Source organism: Streptomyces sp. NPDC048106 (assembly GCF_040706415.1).
Taxonomy (GTDB): domain Bacteria; phylum Actinomycetota; class Actinomycetes; order Streptomycetales; family Streptomycetaceae; genus Streptomyces.
Map to the genome: position 1 here is coordinate 121,288 of NZ_JBEZND010000019.1, position 21,148 is coordinate 142,435.

At 72.6% G+C, this 21,148-nt stretch carries 21 protein-coding genes and 1 pseudogene; 9 read left to right on the forward strand and 13 right to left on the reverse strand.

Annotation, left to right across the window (positions count from 1 at the left end):
* Nucleotides 1-44: 44 nt before the first annotated feature.
* The 3 genes from AB0927_RS20780 to AB0927_RS20790 form a co-directional block, all read right to left on the reverse strand.
* Nucleotides 45-1,070: an NlpC/P60 family protein gene (locus AB0927_RS20780; RefSeq protein WP_366669118.1), complete on the reverse strand. Its 1,026-nt coding sequence runs from the start codon at nucleotides 1,068-1,070 to the stop codon at nucleotides 45-47.
* 115 nt (nucleotides 1,071-1,185) lie between these two features.
* The gene (locus AB0927_RS20785) at nucleotides 1,186-1,506 is read right to left on the reverse strand and encodes a hypothetical protein (protein ID WP_366669119.1); all 321 of its coding nucleotides are present in this window, start codon (nucleotides 1,504-1,506) and stop codon (nucleotides 1,186-1,188) included.
* A complete protein-coding gene (locus tag AB0927_RS20790) occupies nucleotides 1,493-2,152 on the reverse strand; it encodes a TetR/AcrR family transcriptional regulator (protein ID WP_366669120.1) in 660 nt (219 codons plus the stop codon). The genes AB0927_RS20785 and AB0927_RS20790 overlap by 14 nt, the downstream gene beginning before the upstream one ends.
* 192 nt (nucleotides 2,153-2,344) lie before the next feature.
* Between AB0927_RS20790 and AB0927_RS20795 the strand changes: the two genes are divergently transcribed.
* A complete protein-coding gene (locus AB0927_RS20795) occupies nucleotides 2,345-2,998 on the forward strand; it encodes a hypothetical protein (RefSeq protein ID WP_366669121.1) in 654 nt (217 codons plus the stop codon).
* A 61-nt stretch (nucleotides 2,999-3,059) separates the two neighbouring features.
* On the opposite strand, the gene AB0927_RS20800 is transcribed toward AB0927_RS20795, so the two are convergent.
* On the reverse strand, nucleotides 3,060-3,998 hold the full coding sequence (locus AB0927_RS20800) for a diiron oxygenase (protein WP_366669122.1): 939 nt from the start codon (nucleotides 3,996-3,998) through the stop codon (nucleotides 3,060-3,062).
* A gap of 147 nt (nucleotides 3,999-4,145) precedes the next feature.
* Between AB0927_RS20800 and AB0927_RS20805 the strand changes: the two genes are divergently transcribed.
* Entirely contained in the window at nucleotides 4,146-5,042 is an 897-nt protein-coding gene (locus AB0927_RS20805) for a hypothetical protein (RefSeq protein ID WP_366669148.1), read from the forward strand.
* On the opposite strand, the gene AB0927_RS20810 is transcribed toward AB0927_RS20805, so the two are convergent.
* From AB0927_RS20810 to AB0927_RS20835, 6 genes are all read right to left on the reverse strand, one after another.
* Entirely contained in the window at nucleotides 5,026-5,511 is a 486-nt protein-coding gene (locus AB0927_RS20810; protein ID WP_366669123.1) for a DUF3291 domain-containing protein, read from the reverse strand. The genes AB0927_RS20805 and AB0927_RS20810 overlap by 17 nt on opposite strands.
* 44 nt (nucleotides 5,512-5,555) lie before the next feature.
* Entirely contained in the window at nucleotides 5,556-7,013 is a 1,458-nt protein-coding gene (locus AB0927_RS20815) for a penicillin-binding transpeptidase domain-containing protein (protein ID WP_366669149.1), read from the reverse strand.
* A 35-nt stretch (nucleotides 7,014-7,048) separates the two neighbouring features.
* Entirely contained in the window at nucleotides 7,049-8,410 is a 1,362-nt protein-coding gene (locus tag AB0927_RS20820) for an FtsW/RodA/SpoVE family cell cycle protein (protein ID WP_366669124.1), read from the reverse strand.
* Nucleotides 8,411-8,459: 49 nt separating this feature from the next.
* On the reverse strand, nucleotides 8,460-9,710 hold the full coding sequence (locus AB0927_RS20825; RefSeq protein ID WP_366669125.1) for a HAMP domain-containing sensor histidine kinase: 1,251 nt from the start codon (nucleotides 9,708-9,710) through the stop codon (nucleotides 8,460-8,462).
* Complete coding sequence (locus tag AB0927_RS20830; protein ID WP_366669126.1) at nucleotides 9,707-10,465, reverse strand: hypothetical protein; 759 nt, start codon at nucleotides 10,463-10,465, stop codon at nucleotides 9,707-9,709. Before AB0927_RS20830 ends, AB0927_RS20825 begins: the two co-directional genes overlap by 4 nt.
* A gap of 184 nt (nucleotides 10,466-10,649) precedes the next feature.
* Nucleotides 10,650-11,156: a protein phosphatase gene (locus tag AB0927_RS20835; RefSeq protein ID WP_366669127.1), complete on the reverse strand. Its 507-nt coding sequence runs from the start codon at nucleotides 11,154-11,156 to the stop codon at nucleotides 10,650-10,652.
* 99 nt (nucleotides 11,157-11,255) lie between these two features.
* Here AB0927_RS20835 and AB0927_RS20840 point away from each other — a divergent pair.
* A pseudogene (locus AB0927_RS20840) lies at nucleotides 11,256-12,058 on the forward strand (nuclease-related domain-containing protein).
* Here the strand turns inward: AB0927_RS20840 and ligD are convergent.
* Nucleotides 12,055-12,954 carry a non-homologous end-joining DNA ligase gene (ligD, locus tag AB0927_RS20845; RefSeq protein ID WP_366669128.1) on the reverse strand — a complete coding sequence of 300 codons (900 nt, stop codon included), beginning with the start codon at nucleotides 12,952-12,954 and terminating at the stop codon, nucleotides 12,055-12,057. The pseudogene AB0927_RS20840 and the gene ligD overlap by 4 nt on opposite strands.
* Nucleotides 12,955-13,025: 71 nt before the next feature.
* Here ligD and AB0927_RS20850 point away from each other — a divergent pair, with 71 nt between their 5' ends.
* The 6 genes from AB0927_RS20850 to AB0927_RS20875 all read left to right on the forward strand — a co-directional run bounded on the left by AB0927_RS20850 (nucleotide 13,026) and on the right by AB0927_RS20875 (nucleotide 17,095).
* Nucleotides 13,026-14,048, forward strand: coding sequence for a Ku protein (locus tag AB0927_RS20850; RefSeq protein ID WP_366669129.1), 1,023 nt, complete (start codon nucleotides 13,026-13,028; stop codon nucleotides 14,046-14,048).
* A gap of 97 nt (nucleotides 14,049-14,145) precedes the next feature.
* Nucleotides 14,146-14,568 (forward strand): hypothetical protein, encoded by a 423-nt coding sequence (locus AB0927_RS20855; protein WP_366669130.1) that lies wholly within the window; start codon nucleotides 14,146-14,148, stop codon nucleotides 14,566-14,568.
* A gap of 102 nt (nucleotides 14,569-14,670) precedes the next feature.
* The gene (locus AB0927_RS20860) at nucleotides 14,671-15,153 is read left to right on the forward strand and encodes an SAM-dependent methyltransferase (RefSeq protein ID WP_366669131.1); all 483 of its coding nucleotides are present in this window, start codon (nucleotides 14,671-14,673) and stop codon (nucleotides 15,151-15,153) included.
* A 99-nt stretch (nucleotides 15,154-15,252) separates the two neighbouring features.
* A complete protein-coding gene (locus AB0927_RS20865; protein ID WP_366669132.1) occupies nucleotides 15,253-16,518 on the forward strand; it encodes an HNH endonuclease in 1,266 nt (421 codons plus the stop codon).
* Nucleotides 16,515-16,664, forward strand: a complete 150-nt coding sequence (locus AB0927_RS20870; protein WP_366669133.1) for a hypothetical protein — start codon at nucleotides 16,515-16,517, stop codon at nucleotides 16,662-16,664. The genes AB0927_RS20865 and AB0927_RS20870 overlap by 4 nt, the downstream gene beginning before the upstream one ends.
* Nucleotides 16,665-16,795: 131 nt before the next feature.
* On the forward strand, nucleotides 16,796-17,095 hold the full coding sequence (locus AB0927_RS20875) for an NIPSNAP family protein (RefSeq protein ID WP_366669134.1): 300 nt from the start codon (nucleotides 16,796-16,798) through the stop codon (nucleotides 17,093-17,095).
* 1 nt (nucleotide 17,096) lies between these two features.
* Here AB0927_RS20875 and AB0927_RS20880 read toward each other — a convergent pair whose 3' ends face one another.
* Together AB0927_RS20880 and AB0927_RS20885 are read right to left on the reverse strand one after the other, a co-directional pair.
* Complete coding sequence (locus AB0927_RS20880) at nucleotides 17,097-20,639, reverse strand: AAA family ATPase (RefSeq protein ID WP_366669135.1); 3,543 nt, start codon at nucleotides 20,637-20,639, stop codon at nucleotides 17,097-17,099.
* A gap of 237 nt (nucleotides 20,640-20,876) precedes the next feature.
* Nucleotides 20,877-21,050 (reverse strand): DUF397 domain-containing protein, encoded by a 174-nt coding sequence (locus tag AB0927_RS20885; RefSeq protein WP_366669150.1) that lies wholly within the window; start codon nucleotides 21,048-21,050, stop codon nucleotides 20,877-20,879.
* Between the last annotated feature and the right edge of the window lie 98 nt (nucleotides 21,051-21,148).

Sequence of the window (21,148 nt, forward strand, 5' to 3'; positions counted from 1 at the left end):
CCGCGGGGCCGCGCGGCGGGCGCGGCCCCGCGCTCCGGGCATCGCTATCCCGGGCGCACGGCTCCGAGTACGGGATTCGAGGCCACGGGCGAGATCTTGACCGACGTCCCCGGTCTCGGGGCCTGTACGACCTTTCCGCCGCCCACGTAGATGGCCACGTGCGTCGCCTCCGGGAAGTAGATGACCAGGTCTCCCGGGCGGAGCCGGCCGAGCGGCACCCTTCTCAGCCGGTGCCACTGCTCCTGGCTGGTGCGCGGGATCGGGGTGCCCGCGTGCTGCCAGGCCTGGGAGGTCAGGCCGGAGCAGTCGTAGGCCGAGGGGCCCTGTGCGCCCCAGACGTAGGGCTTGCCCAACTGCCCCAGGGCGAAGCGGACGGCGCGCTCGCCCTCGGGGGAGGGCGGGCGGTCGTCGGCGAGTGAGCCGGCGAGGGCCCGCTGGGCCGCGGTGACGCCCTGCTGTTCGAGCCGGTCGACGGCGGCCAGTTGGTCCGGGTCGAGGGCCGCCAAGAGGCGTTCCACGTCGGCGAGCCTGGCCTGGACGGCGTCGCGCTGTTTCTTCTGCTTGTCGGCGAGGGCCAGTTGGGTGCCCAGGGCCTTGTGGGCGGCGCGGGCGACGGCGTCCGTGTGCTTCTCGGCGCTGGTCAACCGGGCGACCGTACGGGCGCGTTGGCGGGCCAGTTCGTTGAGGACATGGCCCTCGTCCAGGGCGCGCTGCGGATCCGGGGCGAGCAGCAGGCTGACGTAGGGGCCGAGGCCGCCGGAGGTGCTCTGGTATTGCTGGCGGGCCAGCCGGCCGGCGTCGGCGCGGCTGTCCTTGAGGGCGAGCCGGGCGCGGTTCAGTTCCCTGTCGAGGCGGGCCACCTCGGCCTTCTGCCGCGTGAGCCGGTCGGCGGTGGCGTCGTAGGCCTCGGTGGCCTGCTCGGTCTGCCGGTACAGCTTCTGCAGGTCCGTCAGCAGCTGGGAGACGGACCGCTGCCGCGGCTCGGGCGCGGCGGTGGCGGGCGCGGGCACGAAGGCGGCCTGGGCCGCCACCGTGACCGTACAGGCCAGGCGCACAAGCTTTCCTGACACGTCATCACCTCGGGTGCGGAAGGGGTGGGCGCATTGCAGTCCCCTATCCGACCGCGATAATCAGACGTATCCGTGTGGGGCGCGCGCCGCGTGTGCGCGGTTCGGCGCAACCCTGTCACCCGCGCGTGTCATCCGGGTTGCCGGACGGCTTGGCGTGCGGCTTGGACCAGGGCCAGCGGAGGCGGCCGCCGGAGGTGTCGTCGGGGTCGTACGCGTACTTCCACCCCTGGATCAGGCCCAGCCGCCTGCTGTGGCCGCGCGGCACGCGCCGGTAGACGTACACCGTGGGCGGGCCGCCGTCGGGGGCGGGCACGGGGATGCGGTACGTCTTCGGGGGGTGCCCGGTCGGCCCGAGCAGGACGGGCAGCACGCGTCCGTCCATGGGGCCGCCCTCGAACGGGGTGTCCTGGCTCTTCACGGTCTCAGTCTCGGCCATCACGGGCGAGGGTGCCCACGAGGGCGGCGGTCTGTTCGTCGCGGGCCGCGGTGACCGAGAGGACGGCGACGAACTGGTCCACCAGCCAGTCGCGCAGTTCGCCGGCGGGCGGCTGCTTGTCCTCGTCCAGCCAGATCAGGGAGGCCGCCTCGACGGCCGTGATCCACATGCGGACGGTCATGCGCAGCCGGGGGCCGGGGTCGGTGGCGCCGAGGTGGCTGAAGATGTGCTCGGCGGCGGCCCGGCGCACCCCGTCCACGATGGCCGTGGTGCGCGAGGTCTCCGCCACGCTGCCGCCCCGCAGCAGTGCGGCGAAGCCGGTGTCGTGCTCGTCCACGAAGGTCAGATAGCGCTCCAGGGCGCGGGTCAGCCGGGCCAGCGGGGAGCCCGTGCGGGGCTCGTCGAAGCACTGCCGCAGCTCGTCCGCGGCCGACCCCAGCGCGGCCTCGTAGAGCTGCTGCTTGCCGCCCGGGAAGTACCGGTAGACCAAGGGCCGGGACACTCCGGCCGCCTCCGCCACGTCGTCCAGCGAGACGTCCTCGGGCGCCCGGTGCGCGAACAGCGACAGCGCGGCGTCGAGCAGCTGACGCCGGCGCTCCTCGACGCTGAGCCGGCGGTAGGCGGGGGTGGCGGTCTGGGAGGTCATGCCCCGCAGCGTAACGTGCGTGCCCGCACGAGCGCCGCGTGCCGACCGGCCTGTCCGTAACGGCACGGTGCTGACGGCCGGCGGTGCCGGGGTGTTGTTACCAAGTACGGACAGAACCGGCTGAACCGCTCTCGGGAGGGGGTCATCTGACGGGGCGTAGGTAACAGTGGACACCCGAGGGGGACTTCGATCATGACTGCTCACCGTGCGCGCGCCACCGTCCGTTCCGCCGGTCTGGTGGCCGTCGCCGCCGCCGCGGCGTTCTCGCTGACCGCGTGCCAGGGACAGGGAGGGGGCAAGGGTGACGCTTCCGGCCCGGAGAAGCACGTCTCCGGCGCCGTCGCCTCTCCCGTCGCCTCGTCCGTGACCCGGGCAGCCTCCGCGGCCGGCGGTGGCGCGCCCCGTGCCACCGTGGCGGCGAGCAAGGAGACACCGGCCCCGCACCGCACCCAGACCCTGCCGGACGGCAGCACGGCCGAGATCTACCGGTTCGGCGCGCAGGGGTACCACGCCAAGATCGTCAACCACGGTTCGGTCCTGGCCACACTGGACGCGAACGGGCGCGATGCCGGGCTCGACGCCAACGACATGTTCATCGTGCTCACGCTGGGCGGCGAGGTCCACGCCTGGATGGGCGGCGGTCACCAGGGGCCGGGCACCTTCGGGCTCGCGGGCGGCTGGAAGGCCGAGGTCACGAAGTCCGGCGAACTCCGCTACCGCGCGCGGATCATCGGCCACGACGGAGTGGCCGCCACTCTGCTGACGAACCAGCACGATGTCGGGCTCGACGCCAACGGCGTGTACATCGTGCTCAGCGCCGGCGGCGTGATCAGCGCCCACGAGTAGCGACCACGAGTGGTGGCCGGGAGGGGGCCGGGAAGGGGCCGGGAGGGGGCCGGGGGCCCGGCTACGCCAGCAGCCCCGAGGACCGCCACATCCGCCGCCCGACCCCCCGCAGCACCCCGATGTCGTCCAGGAAGTCGGTCAGCCGCTTGGCGCCGGTCTGCATGACGTCGCGGCGGTGGGCGCTGGCCTTGACCTGCTCCATGGCCTCGCGCTTGTCGAGGCCGACGTTGGTGTAGACCTCGGGGTTGACGAAGGCGACGGAGAAGACGCGGGCGAACTCGCCGGAGGTCACCCGGGTGAACTCCTGGGACCAGCGCGGCGCGGTCACCATCTGGCGGCGCAACTCCTCACGGGCATAGCGCACATGGCGGGCCTCCTCCACCACGTGGATCCGCGTCACGCCCCGGACGAGCGGCTGCACCCGCTCGTCCGGGAAGGTCAGGCGCTGCATCCAGTCCAGGACCTCCTCGCCGAGCAGGGTCGCCGTGAAGGAACCCGGGGTGGTGGAGATGGTCTTGAAGAGGCGGCCCAGGTTCAGGTGGGCCTTGCTGACCGGGTACCAGGGGGTGCCGTTGTGCGCGATCAGGCGCGCGAACATCTTCGAGTGGCGGCACTCGTCCTCGATCTCGGTGAGGGCGTAGCGCACGTGCGCGCTCGTGGCCGACTTGTCGTAGATGTGCCGGACCAGGAGCTGCATCAGGATGAGTTCGAACCAGATGCCGAGCGAGGCCAGCGCCGCGGCCTCGTGGCGGGACAGCAGGATGCGCTGCTCCTCGCTCATCCGCTGCCACATCGGCGTGCCGTACAGCGAGACCAGCTCGGGCGGCCAGAACCACTTGCCCTCCTCGAAGGGCGCGTCCCAGTCCAGTTCCTTGTCGGGGTCGAAGGAGTGCTTGGCGGAGGAGACCAGCAGCCGTTCGGCCACCTGTTCCCGGTCCTTGAGCAGGCCGAGCGCGTCGCGCAGGCCGTCCAGCGCGTCCGCTTCCGTCAGCGTCGTCATGGCTCCCTCACCTCGTTACCCGGGGGTATGTTGTCCGCTAACTTATGAGACTGCTTGTCAGCAAGGCCGTCAATCCCCCGCGCACGACTTGTTGACCGCCCGTCTGTCCTTCCGTTCACTCTCGTGCAGTAGCGTGCTGGCGTGTCCATGCCTCCGTCCCCGCAGCAGCCGCCGTCGCCGAACCAGCCCGGTTCCCCGTACGGCCAGCAGCCTCCCTATGGCCAGCAACCGCCTTACGGCCAGCAGCCCCCGTACGGCCAGCAGCCTCCTTACGGCCAGCAGCCGCCCCAGAACCCCGGTCCGTACGGCGGTTCGCCCTACCCCCAGCCGGGGCCCCAGCAGGGGGCCCCGCAGCAGCCGCCCTACCAGGGCTGGGGCGGTATGCCGCCCGTCGTGCCGCCGCCCCCGAAGAAGCGGCGGCTCGGCCTGATCCTCGGGATCATCGGCGGTGCCGTCGTGCTGATCGTGGGCGGTCTGGTCGCCCTCGGCGCGATCGGCTACAAGGCGGCGACCACCTTCCCCGACGCCAAGAACAAGCTCACGCTCCCGCAGACGCTGCTCGACGGGAAGTACGAGCTGGCCAAGGACCTCTCCGACACCGAGGGCAAGAAGATCGGGGACGAGGCGGACGGCGCCTGGGACGCCAAGGACACCCACGGTGTCGTCGGCAGCTACGACCTGGGCGGCGACCAGGCCAAGGGCACCCTGGTGGTGTCGGGCATGTACGGCCGCTTCAAGAACACCGACATGGCCCGCCGCAACATGATGAAGGGCGCCGCCGAGGGCGACGGCGCCAAGGTCGCGGTGCCGGCGAAGGACTTCGACCTCGGCGGCGTCACCATCACCTGCGAGGTGCTGACCCAGGAACAGCTCGGCACCAAGATGACCCTGCCCATGTGCGCCTGGGCCGACGACAACACCGGCGCCACCATCGCCGTCGTCGACACCCCGCACCTCTCCCAGGATCCCGCGCAGGTCGATCTGGCGGCGCTCGCCAAGCAGACCCAGCAGATCCGCTCCGAGGCGGTCAAGCCGATCGGCTGACCGCCGGGGCGTCCCCGGGCGCGAACGGCGCCCGCAGCGTGAAGGCGTACGGCGTCGGGCCGTGCGCCCTCAGGTGCAGCAGCCGGTCCTCCGCCTCGGCGACCGCCGGGCGGTGGCCGGCCGGCACCCACCACAGCGCGGTCACCGCCTCCTCCAGCCGCTCGAAGAACTCCCGGCGCCGGGCCAGCAACTCCCGGTGCAGGCCCCGGTACATGAACGCGGTGAGCGCGCCCGGGTCCCGCCACACCGACAGGTTGACGATCATCCACGCGTCCCCGAGCACCGGGACGTCGGTCGCGTTGCCGGAGTCGCCCCGCAGCCGCCACACGAAGCCGTCCGCGGCGTCGGCGACCGCGTTCACCGGGTCGAGCCCGTCCACGAAGTCCTTCAACTGCGGTGCGTCCAGCGGGTGTCTGAGGCGGGCGACGTTGACCTGGGCCAGTTCGTACACGGGTGCGGTATTCGTCATGGTGGAACCCTAAGGAGACTTTGGCCGCCTCCGGGAGCCCCGTCTCACCGGCCGAGCACCGCCCGCATCACGTCCCGGGCGATCGGCGCCGCGTCGCCCCCGCCGCTGATCTCGCCCCGGTCCGCCGAGGCGTCCTCCACCACCACCGCGACCGCGACCGCCGGCTCCACAGCGTCCCGGGCCTGCGCCCAGGAGACGAACCAGGCATACGGCAGGCCGGTGTTGCCCACCCCGTGCTGGGCGGTGCCGGTCTTGCCGCCGACCACGGCATCGGGAATGGCGGCCCGCGTGCCGGTGCCCTCCCGGACCACCCCGGTCATCAGCTCCTTCAACTGCTCGGCGGTGTACGGCCGCATCACCTGACGCACCGGACGCGCCCCGCTGCCCGCGACCGTCTCCCCACCGCGCCGCACCGTCCGCTCCACCAGGTACGGCGGGTGCAGCCGGCCGTCGTCGGCGACCGCGGCCGCGACCATCGCCATCTGCAACGGGGTGGCGCGGGTGTTGAACTGCCCGATCGAGGACAGCGCCAACTGGGCTTTGTCCACATGCCAGTCGAAGCTGCTGGGCGCGACCTGGAAGGGGACGCGCACCCCGCTGTCGTTGAAGCCGAACGCCTCCGCCGTGGCCTTCATGTCCCGCACCCCCACGTCCACGCCCAGCTTGGCGAAGACGGTGTTGCAGGACCACTCGAAGGCGTCCCGCAGCGAGGTGTCCGCACAGCCGTCGGCCTCGTTGGTCAGCCGGGTGCGGGTGCCGGGCAGCCGATAGGGGTCGGGGGAGTCGGTGCGCGCGTCCAGGTCGGTGATCACACCCGCGTCCAGCGCCGCCGCCGCGGTGACCACCTTGAAGGTCGAACCCGGCGGATAGGTCTGCCGTACCGCCCGGTTGAGCATCGGTTTGTCCGGATCGCCGTTGAGCCGCGCCCACGCCGCGGTCACCGCCTCGCCGTTGCCGGAGAGCTGGGCCGGGTCGTACGAGGGGCTCGTCACCAGGGCCAGGATCCGCCCGGTCGCCGGCTCGATCGCGGCCACCGCGCCCTTGCGCCCGCCGAGCCCCCGGTACGCCGCCTCCTGCGCCGCCCGGTTCAGGGTCGTCACCACGTCCGCGCCCGGACTCAGGCCCCGCGTCACGTCGTTCCACAGCGGCAGCGGCGCGAGCATCGGGTCGGTGCCCGAGAGCACCCCGTCCTCGGCGTCCTCCAGGAACGCGGTGCCGTACGACTGCGACGCGAAACCGGTCACCGGGGCGTACAACGGGCCGTCCGTGTAGGTGCGTTCGTAGCGCAGCTGCTCATGGGTGTCCACGGAGCCGGTGACCGGCCTGCCGCCCACCAGGATGTCGCCGCGCGGCTGCTGGTAACGCGCGATGGCGGAGCGCCGGTTGGCCGGGTTGCCGGTGTAGTCGCCGGCCTGGACGAGCTGCACCCGCGCCGCGTTGGCCAGCAGGGCCGCCAGCAGCAGGGTGCAGAACCCGCAGGCGTGCCGGATGTACCGGGCCATCGGGCGCCCGCTCTCGCCCACACCCGAGAAGTCGCTCACGGCGCCTCCCTGCCGTCGTACTGACTGCGCGCCGAGTCGCTCACCCGGATCAGCAGGGCCACGATCGCCCAGTTGGTCACCACCGAGGAGCCGCCCTGGGCGAGGAACGGCATCGCCATGCCGGTCAGCGGGATCAGCCCGGTGACCCCGCCCGCGATCACGAACACCTGGAGCGCCAGGATCGAGGCGAGCCCCACCGCGAGCAGCCGTCCGAACGGCTCGCGCAGCGCGAGGCCGGCCCGGTAGCCGCGCTCCACCAGCAGCGCGTACAGCAGGATGATCGCCGCCAGGCCCACCAGGCCCAGCTCCTCGCCGGCCGTGGCCAGGATGAAGTCCGACTTGGTCGCGAAGCCGATGAGCACCGAGTGCCCGAGCCCGAGCCCGGTGCCCAGCAGCCCGCCCGCCGCGAACGCGAACAGCGACTGGGAGAGCTGGTTGGGCCCCCGCCCGGCCTCGATGGTGGCGAACGGGTGCAGCCAGTCCGCGATCCGCCCGCCCACGTGCGGCTCCACCCGGCCGACCGCGACCGCCCCCAGCACGGCGAGCACCAGCCCCACCGCGATCCAGCCGGTGCGCCCGGTGGCCACGTACAGCAGCACCACGAACAGCCCGAAGAACAGCAGCGAGGTGCCGAGGTCCCGCTCCAGGACCAGCACCCCGACGCTGAGCAGCCAGATCGTCACGATCGGCCCGAGCACCCGCCCGGTCGGGAACTGCATCCGCCACAGCCGGCGGCCGGTGTACGCCAGCGCGTTGCGGTTGGCGGCGAGGTAGGCGGCGAAGAACACCGCCAGCAGCACCTTCGCGAACTCGCCCGGCTGGATGGAGAATCCGGCGATCCGGATCCAGATCCGGGCGCCGTTGACCGCCGGGAAGAGGATCGGCAGCAGCAGCAGCGCGAGCGCGGCGACCACGCACACATAGGAGTACCGCTGGAGCATCCGGTGGTCGCGCAGCAGCAGGACCACGACGATGAACAGGGCCACCCCGAGCGCGGACCACACCAGCTGGGCGGGGGCGGCCCTGTCGCCCGGCGTCTCCAGGTCCAGCCGGTAGATCAGCACCAGGCCGAGCCCGTTGAGCAGCACCCCGATCGGCAGCGGCAGCGGATCGGCGTAGGGCGCCCGCAGCCGTACGGCGAGATGGGCGAGCAGCGCGAGCACCCCGAGCCCGGCCCCGTACGCCAGCGCCCCCGGCGGCAGCCGCCCGGCGCGGGCCAGGCCCACCGCGCAGTACCCGTACACGGACAGCGTGACGGCCAGCACGATCAGCGCGAGCTCGATGCCGCGGCGCCGGGGCAGCGGTACGCCGGCCACGGCCGTCCGGGCCGTCGCCGCGGCGGTTCCGGCGTTGGTCATGCCCGGAACCTATCTAAAAGGGACGTTCTGTTCGTGTGTCGCGGGCGCGTCAGCGCGGCGAAGCCACCGGCAGGATCAACGTCGCCACGGCGCCCCCGTCCACCGCGTTGCGGAAGGAGAGCCGCGCCCCCAGCACCTCCGCCTGCCCCACCGCGATCGTCAGCCCGAGCCCGTGCCCCCTCGCCCCGCCCTCGGTGCGGAACCGCTGCGGACCGTGCGCGACCAGGTATCCGGGGTATCCGCCCCCGTGGTCCCGCACCGTCACCACGGGCCCGTGCACCGTCAGCAGGACCGGCGCCGCCCCGTGCTTGTGCGCGTTCGCCACCAGGTTCCCCAGCACCCGCTCCAGCCGCCGCCGGTCCGTCTCCACGAGCGCGTCCCGCACGACGCGGACCTCGGTGTCCGTCCCCGACGCCCGCACCACCCGCTTCGCCAGCGCCCCCAGCTCCTCGGGTTCGGCCTCCAGCCGCTCCCGCCCGGCGTCCAGGCGGGAGATCTCCAGCAGGTCCTCGGTGAGCGTGCGCAGCGCCGCCACCCGGTCTCGCACCAGCTCCGTCGGCCGGCCCGGCGGCAGCAGTTCCGCCGCCGCGTGCAGCCCGGTGAGCGGCGTACGCAGCTCGTGCGCCACGTCCGCGGTGAACCGCTGCTCGCTGAGCAGCTTGCCCTGGAGCGAGGCGGCCATCGTGTCGAGCGCGGCGGCCACCGCGGCCACCTCGTCCTGGGGCCGGGTCGGATCCTTCGTACGGGGGTCCTCGACCCGCGCGTCCAGGTCGCCCGCGGTGATCCGGCGGGCCACCCGCGCCGTGCCGTGCAGCCGCCGCGTCACCCGGGACACGGCGAAGACGCCGACCAGCACGGTCGCGCCGCCGGCGAGCACCGAGGACCACAGGATCGAGGTGTCGAGGCCGGCGATGGTGCGGGACTGCTGCGAGTAGTCGATCTCCACGGCGAGCGCCCGGTGCCCCTGGGCCGGTCCCGCCGCCCACATCGTCGGCCGCCCCCGGTGCGTGGACACCATGGTGCCGCGCTGCCCGGCGGCCGCGAGCGCCCGCAGCGAGCCGGGCAGCCCCTCGGGGTCCACCCCCGCGTTCGGCCGCAGCGCGTCCCCGGCCTCGTAGGCGCGAGTGGCGTCCGCGAGCCGGGACAGGGCGAGTTCGCGGGCCTGGCCGACGGTCTGGTCGGTCACCGAGACGTGCACGAGTACGCCGAGCAGCGCGGCCAGCGCGCAGCACATCACGGTGATGAACACGGCCGCCTTCATGGCGAGGGGCCCGGCCCAGCGGGGCAGCGGCGGCCTCACGAGGCGCTCGGGGAGGGGGCCGGGGCGGCGGACGCGCGCGCGGACGAGTGCGCGGACGGGGCGGCCTTGCGGTTGCCGCGGCCCCCGCCGGTGTGCAGGTACTCGTCGCGGGAGAACACCATCGCCCGCTGCCCGGGGTCCCACTCCCAGGTGGTGCGGTACTCGTAGCCGGAGATGTCGGCCGGGTTGCGCTCGATCAGCGCGCGCCCGGCCAGTTCCACGCCCATGATCGCGTCGTTGTCGGCCAGCACCTGCACCAGGTGGCCGCCCTCGACGGTGTAGACCCGGACCGCCGTCTGGTTGGTCGGGTACAGCCGGAAGCCGAGCGTGAGATCGGGCCGGCCGTCCCCGGTGAGATCCCGGTAGTACGGCTTGAGCAGCGGGCACTTCGCCCGGTCGCCGCCCGGACGGCACTCCCTCATCCGGTCCACGGTCGCGTGGAAGGCCCCCTTGGAGCCGTAGTCGGTCGGGTGCGCCCTCAGCTCCGCCTCGACGATGTCCACCGGATCGATCCTCCGGATGTCGCCGCCGGGGACGGTCAGGCCCTTGACGGTCTCGCGGGTGGCCACGTCGTACGGATAGGCCGGGCTGGACGCCGGGCGCAGGTCGGGCCATAGCCTGGCGGGGCTGTCGGCGGTCCGGGTCGGCCCGGCGCTCTGCAACTGGCCGGCGTCCCCGCAGGCCGCCGCCGTCGCCGACAGCAGGGCGACGACGGCCGCGGCGAGGGCGGTGCGCACAGGGCGACGGAGGGGCACGATGCTCCTGGAGCGATGGTTTTGCAGGTCAGTAGGCCAGTATGCACATAGATTCCAAGGAAGCCCCTTTTCGCCCGTTCCGTACACCGGACCCGCGCATCACGGCTCCGCGCACCGGGCCGCGGGGCCCGGCTGAGACGTCGGGACGCCGGGACACCGAGATGTCGGGACATCGGGGGAGAGGCTACTCGGCCAGTTCCTCCAGGAGCCGTACGGTATGCAGCCCCGTGCGCAGATACGCCACGAACAGCTCGTTGTGCAGCGCCCACGCCGAGCGGCGGGACCGGATCAGCCGGATGGCCTCGTCCGGCGTCCCGCCCTGCTGGACCAGCGCGTGCGCCACCACCAGCCCCGAACGGTTGTACCCGTGGTAACAGCGCACCAGCACCCGGCGGCCGGCGTCCAGCGCCTCGTTCGCCGCCCGCGCCAGCCGGATCACCCCGGCGAGCTGCGTCCCGTCCAGCGGCCCGTCCGGCACCGGCCACACATGGTGCTCGACGCCCGCGTCCGGGCCGTACCCCGGCAGCCGCAGCAGCGACTGCACCACGTCGAACTCGTCCCGTACGACGGCGAGCTCCAGCCGTCCCGTACGGTCCCGGTACTCGTGTCCGCCCATCCACAGGCCGGGCACGATCTCGCTCCACGGACTCCGTGGAGCCGGCACGTCGGGCTGCATCCCGCGGGTTCGCACCGGCGCCTCCCCAACTCCCCTGCGCAGGGCCGCTCTCCACGGTAACCGGTCTTGCCCGGGAAGCACCCGGCCTGTTCCCATGGTCGAGGGGTGATGCGGATGAGCGGACTGCGCGTGGTGCCGGCCCACCGGCACGGCCGGCCACGGCTGTACGTCTGCCGCCCGGACGGCAACCGGGTCGCCTGGTACGACCGCGACGCCGGCCGGGTCGACCTGCTCGTCGAGGACGAGCGGGAGCAGGTGCTCGACGCCCTGAAACCCTTCCTCACCGGCCCGGTGACCGTGGGCCCGCCCCCGGTCCCCACGCCCGCCGAACTCGCCCGGCTCGCCCTGCACCCGGACGACGACCTCGCGCCCAACCGCCCCGGCGAGGCGCTGCTGATCGCCCTCGACCGCGACCCGGGCGCCGCACACCGGCTGCGCCCCGACCCGCGCCGGCGCGCCCTGCTGGCGAGCAGACCGTCGGCGACACCCTCGACGGCCTGGCGGGCGCCGGCTGGCACACCCTGCACTCGCTGCCGCTGCCCGGCGGCGACCGCGTCCACCATCTGCTGATCGGCCCCGGCGGCCTGTTCGTCGTCCACGCCCTCTACGCCCGCAAGGCGCGGGTGCGCGTCGCCGACCCGATGGTCACCGTGGGCCGGCGCCCGGCCGAGCCCCTGCTGCGCCGGCTGCGCGCCCAGGCCGACCGGGCCGCCTACGCACTGACCGCCGAGGTCCGCCCGGTCCTCGCCCCGACCGACCCGGCCGGAGTGACCCTGACCGCCGCGCTCCGGGGCGTACGGATCCTGCCCGCGGGGGAGCTGCCGGGGCTGGCCCGGCTGGGCGGGGTGCTGAAACCGGCGGACGTCGAGGCCCTGCACGCGCTGGCCCGGGACCGCCGTACCTGGGAGAAGGTCTAGGTCGTTCTCCCGGGGAGGCGCACGGCCCGGTCCGGGTCCAGCAGGGGCGCCAGCAGGTCGCCGTGGTCCCGCAGCCGTGGCGCGATGTCCTCGGCCTGGAACTCCAGCCGCCCCGGTGCGCCGCACTCGGCGACCTCGTCCCAGGTCACGGGCGCGGAGACCAGCGGGGCGTGGCGGGCGCGCAGGGTGTAGGGGGTGGCGGTGGTCTTGCGGGCCGCGTTCTGGCTCCAGTCCACGAACACCTTCCCGGGCCTGAGACTCCTGGTCATCCGGTGCACCACGAGGCGGGGCAGCGCCCGCTCCGCCTCCACCGCGAGCGCCTTGGCGTACTCGCTGGTCCGCTCCGAGGAGGCGCCGAAGACCGCCGCCAGAAGATGGAGCCCCTTGGACCCGGCCGTCTTCGGGTACGCCTCGATCCCGTCCGCCGCGAGCCGCTCGCGCAGCCACAGGGCCACCTCGCAGCACTGCACGATGGTGGCCGGAGCCCCCGGGTCGAGGTCGAACACCAGCCGGTCGGCCTCGGCGGGCGTCCGCACCAGCCACTGGTGCGTGTGGAACTCGGTGACCAGGTTCGCCGCCCACACCAGGCTCGGCAGGTCCTGGAGGACGACCATCCGCGCCGGGCTGTCCGCCGACGACCTCGGCACCTCGGCCGTCGTGACCCACTCGGGCGTACCCGGCGGCACGTTCTTGGTGAAGAACACCTGGCCCCCGGGGCCGTCCGGATAGCGCAGGAAGGACACCGCCCGGTCCCGCAGGTGCGGGAGCAGCACGTCGGCGGTGGTCGCGTAGTAGTGGACCAGCTCCGCCTTCGTGAAGCCGGTCTCCGGGTACAGCACCTTCTCCAGGTTGGTCAGCGGGACCCGCCGCCCCTCCACCTCTGTGATAGGCGTCATAAGATGACAATCCCAGACAAACAGGGATAAGCGGAGCAAGAGGGCTCGACGGGAAGGGCAGGGTGCGGCACGTGCGATCGATATGGAACGGCGCGATCTCCTTCGGACTGGTCAGCATCCCGATCAAGCTGGTCAACGCGACCGAGAACCACACGATCTCCTTCCGCCAGATCCACACCGAGGACAACGGCCGCATCCGCTACCGCAAGGTGTGCGAGGTGGAGGGCCGCGAGGTCAGCCAGTCCGAGATCGGCAAGGGGTACGAGGACGCGGACGGCACCATCGTCCCGATCACCGACGAGGACCTGTCCCACCTGCCCATCCCGACGGCGCGCACCATCGAGATCGTCGCCTTCGTGCCGGCCGACAGGATCGACCCGCTCCAGATGGGCGCGGCGTACTACCTCGCCGCCAGCGGAGCACCGGCCGCCAAGCCGTACACCCTGCTGCGCGAGGCGCTGAAGCGCAGCAACAAGGTGGCCATCGCCAAGTTCGCGCTGCGCGGGCGGGAGCGGCTCGGGATGCTCCGGGTCGTCGACGAGGCGATCGCCATGCACGCCCTCCTCTGGCCGGACGAGGTGCGGACCCCCGAGGGGGTCGCCCCGGATGTGCACGTCACCATCCGCGACAAGGAACTCGACCTCGCGGACGCCCTGATGGACACCCTCGGCGAGGTCGAGATGGCGGACCTGCACGACGAGTACCGGGAGGCCCTGGAGGAGGTCGTCGCCGCCAAGGCCGCCGGCGAGGCGCTCCCGGAGGCCCCGGAGCCGGCGACCGGTGGCAAGGTCCTGGACCTCATGGCCGCCCTGGAGAGCAGCGTCCGTGCCGCCCGCGAGTCCCGCGGCGCCGAACCCGCGGGCGAGGCCGACGTCAGACCCCTCCAGCGAAGCCGCTCCACCCCCAAGGAGACGGACGCCAAGAAGTCCACCTCCACGGCGAAGAAGACCGCCGCCAAGAAGACCGCCAAGAAGACCCCGGCCAGGAAGTCGGCCGCCAAGTCGGCGGAGGCGACCGGGAAGAGCGCGGCGAAGTCGTCCACGGGCAAGAAGACGACGGCGAAGAAGACGGCCGCACGCAGGCGTTCGGCCTGAGGCGGCCTGAGGCGGGCTGGGGCGTTGTCAGTGCCGCGTTGTCAGTGCCACGCCCTACCCTCCCTGCCAACTGCACACGGTGGAGAGGGAGATGCCCATGGGTGGCAACGCATGGCGGCGGACGGGCCCGTACCAGCCGGATCTGGCCGCGGCCTTCCGCGCGGCCCAGGAGAATGAACTGGCCCGGGACGACCACGGTTTCGCCGGCCGCACCGTGGCCGAGCTGTGGCGGGACCCGGACTGGCACGAGTACGTCTTCACCGGCGGTACGGCCTCGGTCCTGGACTTCCCCCTCATGATCGAAGCCACGGACCGCGACGACGGCCCCTACCTGCGTCCCCTCACCGACGCCGAGATCCGCCCCTGGTGCCCCGGCGGCCACCCCACCCGGGACGAGTGGAACACCGCCCTGAACTCCGACCGCCTCCCCTTCCCCGGCCGCGGCCGGGGCAACTGCACGGTTCTCTACACCGACGACCGGCCGACGCAGATCGGGTACTGGGGGGTCACCGCCGACTGACGGCTTGGCGGCGGGACGGCCCGGCGGCGAGGCGGCACGGTCTGGTCGATACGGTGGGCCAACTCGACTGATTCTGAACCCCGTTGACGGAAGGCGCTGCGCATGCCCGAGAACAGCACTCCCGCCGAGGTGGTTTCGGTTCCGGTGGGCCGGGTGGTCGGCGGGCGGGCGGAGGTCCGTGACGACGACTGGGGCGGGGAGACGGCGGTCATCCGTCTGGATGCCGACCAGTACGGGCCCGAGGCGGTGGCCGGTCTGGACGCCTTCTCCCACCTGGAGGTCGTCTACCACTTCGACCGCGTGCCGGCGGAGAAGATCGAGACCGGTGCCCGCCATCCGCGCGGCAACACCGACTGGCCCCGGGTCGGCATCTTCGCCCAGCGCGGCAAGAACCGCCCCAACCGGCTAGGCGTCTCCCGCTGCCGTCTGCTCAGGACCGACGGCCTCGACCTCCACGTCCAGGGCCTCGACGCCGTCGACGGCACCCCCGTCCTCGACATCAAGCCCTACATGACCGAGTTTGGCCCCCAGGGCACCACCACCCAGCCCGACTGGGCCACCACCATCATGCGCGACTACTACTGACGTACACGTGATCGCACTCTTCTCATCCGAGGCTGCTGTCCGCGCCATCGGAGCGGCTTGGCATGTGGATTGTCATACGATCCGACTAGCCTTTGGCGGATGGGGCTTGGCGACATCACGTACGAAGACATCATCGCGGCGACCGAGGAGTTCCGCCGCCTGGGCCGGGACAACTTCCTCCACACGTACGGCTTCGGGCGGGCCAGATCGTACGAACTGGTCCTGGATGGTGTTCGCTACGACTCGAAGGCCATCACCGGTGTCGCCCACGGGCATGCCACCGGCGACTTCCTGGTCGCGAGGGACTTCAGCGGCGGCGCCGCCACGGTGGCGCGGCGCCTGCGCGAGCTGGGCTTCGTGGTGGAGACCGGGGAGCCGGCCACCGATCGTGCGGCCCTGCTGGAATCCGGGGAGCCGGCCACCGATCGTGCGGCCCTGCTGGAACGCCTGCGGAAACTCAAGGTCTCCCGCGGGCCCGCAAACCCGGCACCCAGCCGCCACCAGCCGCTGAGCCTCCTGTGGGCGATATCCCGCGAAGCCGACGAGCGGCCCCGCCTGACCCCCTGGCCACAGTTCCGGGACGAAGTCGGCCCGCTCCTGGTCGAGTTCGGTCTGCCCAACGCGAAGGCCACCCCGGAGTACCCCTTCTGGCATCTCCGGGGCAGCGGGCTGTGGGAGGTCCAGGGCATACCCGCCGAGCTGGCCAGGGAAATGCCGAAGGTGAGCCTCCTCGACGCGCACCACCCGCAGGCCGGTCTCAAGGAAGAGGCCGCCGGTCTCCTCCGGGACCCGGTGACCCGCCTCGACGCCATCGCCACGATCTGCGAGACGTATCTCGAAGACGTCGACCGCCAGGCCCTTTTCGAGCGAATCGGCCTGGACGGATACACCACCGCCGGCAGCCCGCCGAGCCCGTCGGAGACTGAGAGCGGCGGTGCCGGCGTGGACGAGTACGGGCGGGCGACCGGCCCCGCGCCGCGCCGTGACACGACCCGCTCCGTCATCGTCCGCGACGAGGCCCTGACCAGGAAGGTCAAGGAACTCGAGGGCGATCGGTGCCAGATCTGCGGCACGGCGCTCCGCTACCTGAACCGCCCGTACAGCCAGGCGGCTCACATAAGGGGCCTGGGCCGGCCCCACCACGGCCCCGACGAACTGCAAAACCTCCTGTGCCTGTGCGCGAACTGCCATGTCCTCTTCGACGGCCTGGAGATCTACGTCGACCCCGACGGCCTGGTCAGGGGGACGAACGGCACGAGAGAACCCCGCGCACTCCGCCGCGACCCCAGGCACCCGGTGGACGAGGCGCACCTCGGCTATCACCGAAATCTGTGCGATATCAATGCGCATAAGCCTGCCGTATGACCGAGAAGGAGAAGGCGGAGGTCCGCGTCTACTTCGACGAGGCGATGGACATCCATCACATCTTCCCGCAGGCATGGTGCCAGAAGAACGGCATCCCGGGCCGGCGACCGGAGGTGGCGGCGGCTCTCGCCGGCTCCGGTGCTTGACGACCGCACGATCGGCAGGCGACCCGTGGCGTACGGTTGGCTCGGTGGCTTCGGCCGGTGGCCCGTCATGCTCGGGTGGAGCGAGGGGACGGCCCGCCGGTCTCCCTCGACTCGACAGGAGACGCTCCGCGATGCCCAGGACCACGCAGCTGCGTACGTACACCGTCCGCGACGGGCTCCTCGACGAGTGGGTGGCGCGGTGGCGCGACGACATCGTGCCGCTGCGGCTGGAGTTGGGCTTCGAGATCGGCGGGGCCTGGATCGACCGCGAGCGCAACCAGTTCGTCTGGCTGATCTCCTACGACGGCCCCGAGACCTTCGCCGAGCGAAACGCGATGTACTGGGCGTCGCCGGAACGCGAGGCGATGGACCTCGACCCGGACGACTATCTCCTGCGCACCGAGGACCGTACGGTCGAGCCGAGTTACTGACTCAGGCGGGGTCCGGCGGCAGCAGGTGGTGCCGCCGCTCCTCGGCATCGAGAGTGCGGAAGACCCGCCCGCGCGCCCGCGCTTCGAGCCGGTCGTAGTCGGGATCCGCCTGCCACACGCGCGCGGTCCCGTCGGTCGACGCGGTGAGCAGCCGGGTACCGTCCCCTGACCAGACCACCGAGGTCACCTTGTCCCGGTGGACGCCGACGACGCCCACCTCCTCGAAGGTGGTGGCGGACCACAGCCGTACCGTCCGGTCGTCCGACCCCGTCGCGATGCGGGCGCCGTCCGGTGACCAGGCGATGGCCCGGACCCGCCCCTCGTGCCCCTTCAGCACGTCGACGCGCCGCCCCGTGACCGCGTCCCACACGGCCGCCGTCCAGTCCCCGGACGCCGTGGCCACGCGCTGCTCGTCCGGGGACCAGGCGGCGTCCTCCACGTAGTTGCCGTGTCCGCGGAGCACGGTCAGCTGTGTGCCGTCGGCGGTGTCCCACAGGCGGCAGGTGCGATCGTCGGAGCAACTTGCCAGCATCCGCCCGCTCGGGGACCACGCGACACGGCCCACCCAGTCCTGGTGCCCCGTGAACTTCCCCAGTTCCGTGCCGTCGACGGCCGATACGATGCCCACGCTGCCGTCGTGGCCGCCGGTCGCGATCCGCCGGGCGTCCGGGGACCACGAGCACCCCTCGACGGGTTCCCCCTGCGACTCGAACACCGTGCCGCCCGAGCCGTCGACGACGCGGAACAGGCCGTCCGCGGTGCTGAGGGCGAGGCGGTCGCCGTGGGGTGCCCACGCCACACTCCACACGCGTCCGCCGAGCGACGTGACCGGCCCGGCGGACACACCCGAGTCCGCGCTCCAGACCCGCGCGGTGCCGTCGTCCGAGGCGGTGGCGAGACGGGTGCCGTCGCCGGACCACACGGCCTGGTTCACCGGCCCGTCGTGCCCGTGCACCAGGACGGACTCCGCGCCCCGCGGCTTCAGGTCCCATACCCGGCCGGTGCCGTCCGTCGACGCGGTGGCGAGCCGCGTACCCGACGGTGACCACACCACGGACCACACCGTGTCGGCGTGCCCGCGCAACACCGCCACCACCTTCGCGTCCTCGGTACTGACGACGCGGACGGTCCGGTCGGACGACGGAGTCGCGAGCATCCTGCCGTCCGGCGAGAAGGCGGGGTTCCACACGTAGTCGGTGTGGCCGCGCAGCAGCAGCCGCAGCGCCCCCGTACGGGCGTCCCAGACCCGGGCGGTGTGATCACCGGAACCGGTCGCCAGCGACTCCCCGTCCGGTGACCACGCGACGCCCTCGACGAACTCCGTGTGGCCGGCCAGGGTCGTCGTGGCCGAGCCTGTCACCGCGTCCCAGACGATCACGGTACGGTCGTGCGACGCCGTGGCGAGACGGGTGCCGTCCGGTGCCCAGGCGACGCCCCAGACGTCGCCCGTGTGGCCGCGCAGTTCCTTCGCTATCCGGCCGGTGCCGGCTTCCCAGACACGTACGACCTGGTCCCTGAACGTGGCGGCGATCCGCAGCCCGTCCGGCGACCACGCCACCCGCCGTCCGATGTCCCCGGCACCGGTGAGCCGCCGGACCGGTTCGCCGGACGCGACGTCCCAGACGCGCACGACGTGATCGCGGCCCGCGGTGGCCACCCGCGTCGCGTCGGGGGAGAAGCACACCGACTCGACCATGACCCCGTCGCAGGGCAGCACGCACAGCTGACGTCCCGAGCGCGCGTCGTACACGCGGGCCGTACCGTCCCGGGACGCGGTGGCCAGCAGATTCCCGTCGGTGGACCAGGCCACGTCGCGAACGGTGTCCGAGTGCCCGTCCAACTGGGCACGGAGATGTCCGGCGGCCAGCGCGGTCATGAGCCCGCGGCGCGCGGCCGGCGTCGGCGCGCACTCGCCGAGCGCGGCCAGGGAGAGGAGCAGAGCCCTTTCCGGCTCGGTCTCCACACTCGCGATCACCTGACGGCCGATGCTGTCGGAGACGCGGCTGAGGAAGGCCAGGTCCCGGCGCTGCGAGGCGTCGACGAGCGCCCGGGCGACAGCCGACGCCTGGCCCGCCTCCTCCAGCGCGTCCAACCACCGCTGCGCGACGGCGAGCCGCTCACCGGTGAGGAGGTAGTCCACGCTGCGCCCGGACCGTTCCCAGTCTGCGGCCCACCGTTCCAACTCGGCTCGCTCCCGCAGGCGTTCGGCCCGAGCCTCGGCCTCCTGCCGCAGCGGCGCCCACTGGCGGAACAGCGCCTCGTGCGTCACCTCCGCGTACGCCTCCTGGCGCACGCTCACCTCCCCCGCCGCTCCCTCCACCGCGTCGGACCTGATGAGGCGCGCGTCGATGAACGCGTCCACCACGTAACGCTCCTGGTCCGTGAGCTCGGACACGCGTACCGGGCGGCGGGCGAGGTCGCGCCCTTCGAACGTGACGAACTTCAGCAGTACCCGCAGAGCGAACTCGACGCCGTTCGGTGGGCTGAGCGCCGCCACGGTGTTGTCGGCCTGCCGCGCGAGCGCCCCGGCCACGCCCCCGAGCCGCTGGTACGTCTCCTCGGTGACCGTGCCGCCCGGCCCGCAGGCGAAGTACAGCTCCTGGAGGAGGTAGGCGAGGAGCGGAAGCGCGTCGTCCGTGCCGGTGTCGTCCACGATGGTCTCGACGAGACCGGGGGCGAACGAGATCCCCACCAGGGCGCCCGGCCGCTCGACGACCTGAGCGAGCTGAGCCCTGCTCAACGTGCCGATCGCCACCGGATGCTGAAGAAGGTGAGCGTGCCTGGTCCCGAGGAGCCTTCCGAGCAAGTCCACCCGGCAGGTGGCGAGAACCCGGACGGTGGGTTCCCGCCGCAGGCATGTCTCCAACCCCTCCAGGAACTGGGCCCGTTCTCGCTCGCCCGCGAGGGTGACAAGTTCCTCGAACTGGTCGATCACCAGCAGGATCCGCCGGAACTGCCCGCTACGCAGGCGTGACACCTCGGCCGCCAGACCGTCCGGCCCCTGCCGCAGCCGTCGTAACACCGCCCCGACCGGCTCGGCGCCGCCGGCCACGGCCAGGGACGCGGCCAGAGCGCTGAGCGGGTTCGCCCCGGGCGCGAACGCCGGCACGATGGTCCACCGGCGCTGCCGCAGCCGAGGCATCACCCCGGCCCGTACCAGCGAGGACTTGCCGCTGCCGGAGGCCCCGGTCAGCAGCAGGAACCGGTCGACCGGACGGGGCCCGGCGGCGTGCAGCCTGCGGGTCAGCTCGGCGGCCTGCGCCTCCCGCCCGAAGTAGACGGCCGCCTCGTCCTCGCTGTAGGCGTCCAGCCCCGGGTACGGAATCCGGTCCCGCGGCCACTCGGACTGCCCGGGCGCCGGGTTCTCCAACCGGTACACGACGACCTGACCGATCACCATGGCGACGACGAGCACCCCGATGGCCGGCACGGATCCCCGCCGGATGACCTCCAGCGCCCAGGGCACATGGGCCGCGTTGGTGGCGTAGTTGGTGGCGATACCAAGCAGACAGGCGACCAGCGCCAGCAAGACCTGAAGCACCACTTGCAGGCGCCGCCTCATACGACGCGCCGGCCTGCTCGACACCCGCGCACCCCTGTCACGCCCCCGTCCCGTTCCTCATCCCGTCCCCCTTCGTGCACGGGGACCACGAGTCCACGGCCCGGAGACGCACGAGGAAACCTCGGCCATCATCCGCGGACGACAAGCCAAGCTTCAAGAACCCCCACCGAAACCGGCCACCCGGACACTCAGCCAGGGGGCATCCGGGAGCGAGGTGGATCAGCCTCGGAACATGGCGAAGCCCGTCGCGGTGGACTGATCCTTCAGGATCTCGACGAAGGCGACGAAGGCGACGAAGGCTCCGGCGGGGAAGGAAAGGGCCGCCACGGCCGGGGCCTTGGAGTCACGTATGGCTACGCGGATGAGACGGTCCGCACTGCCACTCCCACGCAGCGTCCGACGCGTCTGAGTCGAGGGCCGGTGAGATCGTCCGGAGGGCGATCGCCACCCATCGATCCGCCTGAGGGGCCGGGGCCTATGGGGCACGTCCT

What these genes read in the sequence shown, in the direction of transcription:
- AB0927_RS20785 (WP_366669119.1), bottom strand. Translation starts at nt 1,506, where the DNA reads ATGGCCGAGACTGAGACCGTGAAGAGCCAGGACACCCCGTTCGAGGGC.
- AB0927_RS20790 (WP_366669120.1), bottom strand. Translation starts at nt 2,152, where the DNA reads ATGACCTCCCAGACCGCCACCCCCGCCTACCGCCGGCTCAGCGTCGAG.
- AB0927_RS20795 (WP_366669121.1), top strand. Translation starts at nt 2,345, where the DNA reads ATGACTGCTCACCGTGCGCGCGCCACCGTCCGTTCCGCCGGTCTGGTG.
- AB0927_RS20800 (WP_366669122.1), bottom strand. Translation starts at nt 3,998, where the DNA reads ATGACGACGCTGACGGAAGCGGACGCGCTGGACGGCCTGCGCGACGCG.
- AB0927_RS20805 (WP_366669148.1), top strand. Translation starts at nt 4,146, where the DNA reads ATGCCTCCGTCCCCGCAGCAGCCGCCGTCGCCGAACCAGCCCGGTTCC.
- AB0927_RS20810 (WP_366669123.1), bottom strand. Translation starts at nt 5,511, where the DNA reads ATGACGAATACCGCACCCGTGTACGAACTGGCCCAGGTCAACGTCGCC.
- AB0927_RS20815 (WP_366669149.1), bottom strand. Translation starts at nt 7,013, where the DNA reads ATGGCCCGGTACATCCGGCACGCCTGCGGGTTCTGCACCCTGCTGCTG.
- AB0927_RS20820 (WP_366669124.1), bottom strand. Translation starts at nt 8,410, where the DNA reads ATGACCAACGCCGGAACCGCCGCGGCGACGGCCCGGACGGCCGTGGCC.
- ligD (WP_366669128.1), bottom strand. Translation starts at nt 12,954, where the DNA reads ATGACGCCTATCACAGAGGTGGAGGGGCGGCGGGTCCCGCTGACCAAC.
- AB0927_RS20855 (WP_366669130.1), top strand. Translation starts at nt 14,146, where the DNA reads ATGGGTGGCAACGCATGGCGGCGGACGGGCCCGTACCAGCCGGATCTG.
- AB0927_RS20860 (WP_366669131.1), top strand. Translation starts at nt 14,671, where the DNA reads ATGCCCGAGAACAGCACTCCCGCCGAGGTGGTTTCGGTTCCGGTGGGC.
- AB0927_RS20865 (WP_366669132.1), top strand. Translation starts at nt 15,253, where the DNA reads ATGGGGCTTGGCGACATCACGTACGAAGACATCATCGCGGCGACCGAG.
- AB0927_RS20870 (WP_366669133.1), top strand. Translation starts at nt 16,515, where the DNA reads ATGACCGAGAAGGAGAAGGCGGAGGTCCGCGTCTACTTCGACGAGGCG.
- AB0927_RS20875 (WP_366669134.1), top strand. Translation starts at nt 16,796, where the DNA reads ATGCCCAGGACCACGCAGCTGCGTACGTACACCGTCCGCGACGGGCTC.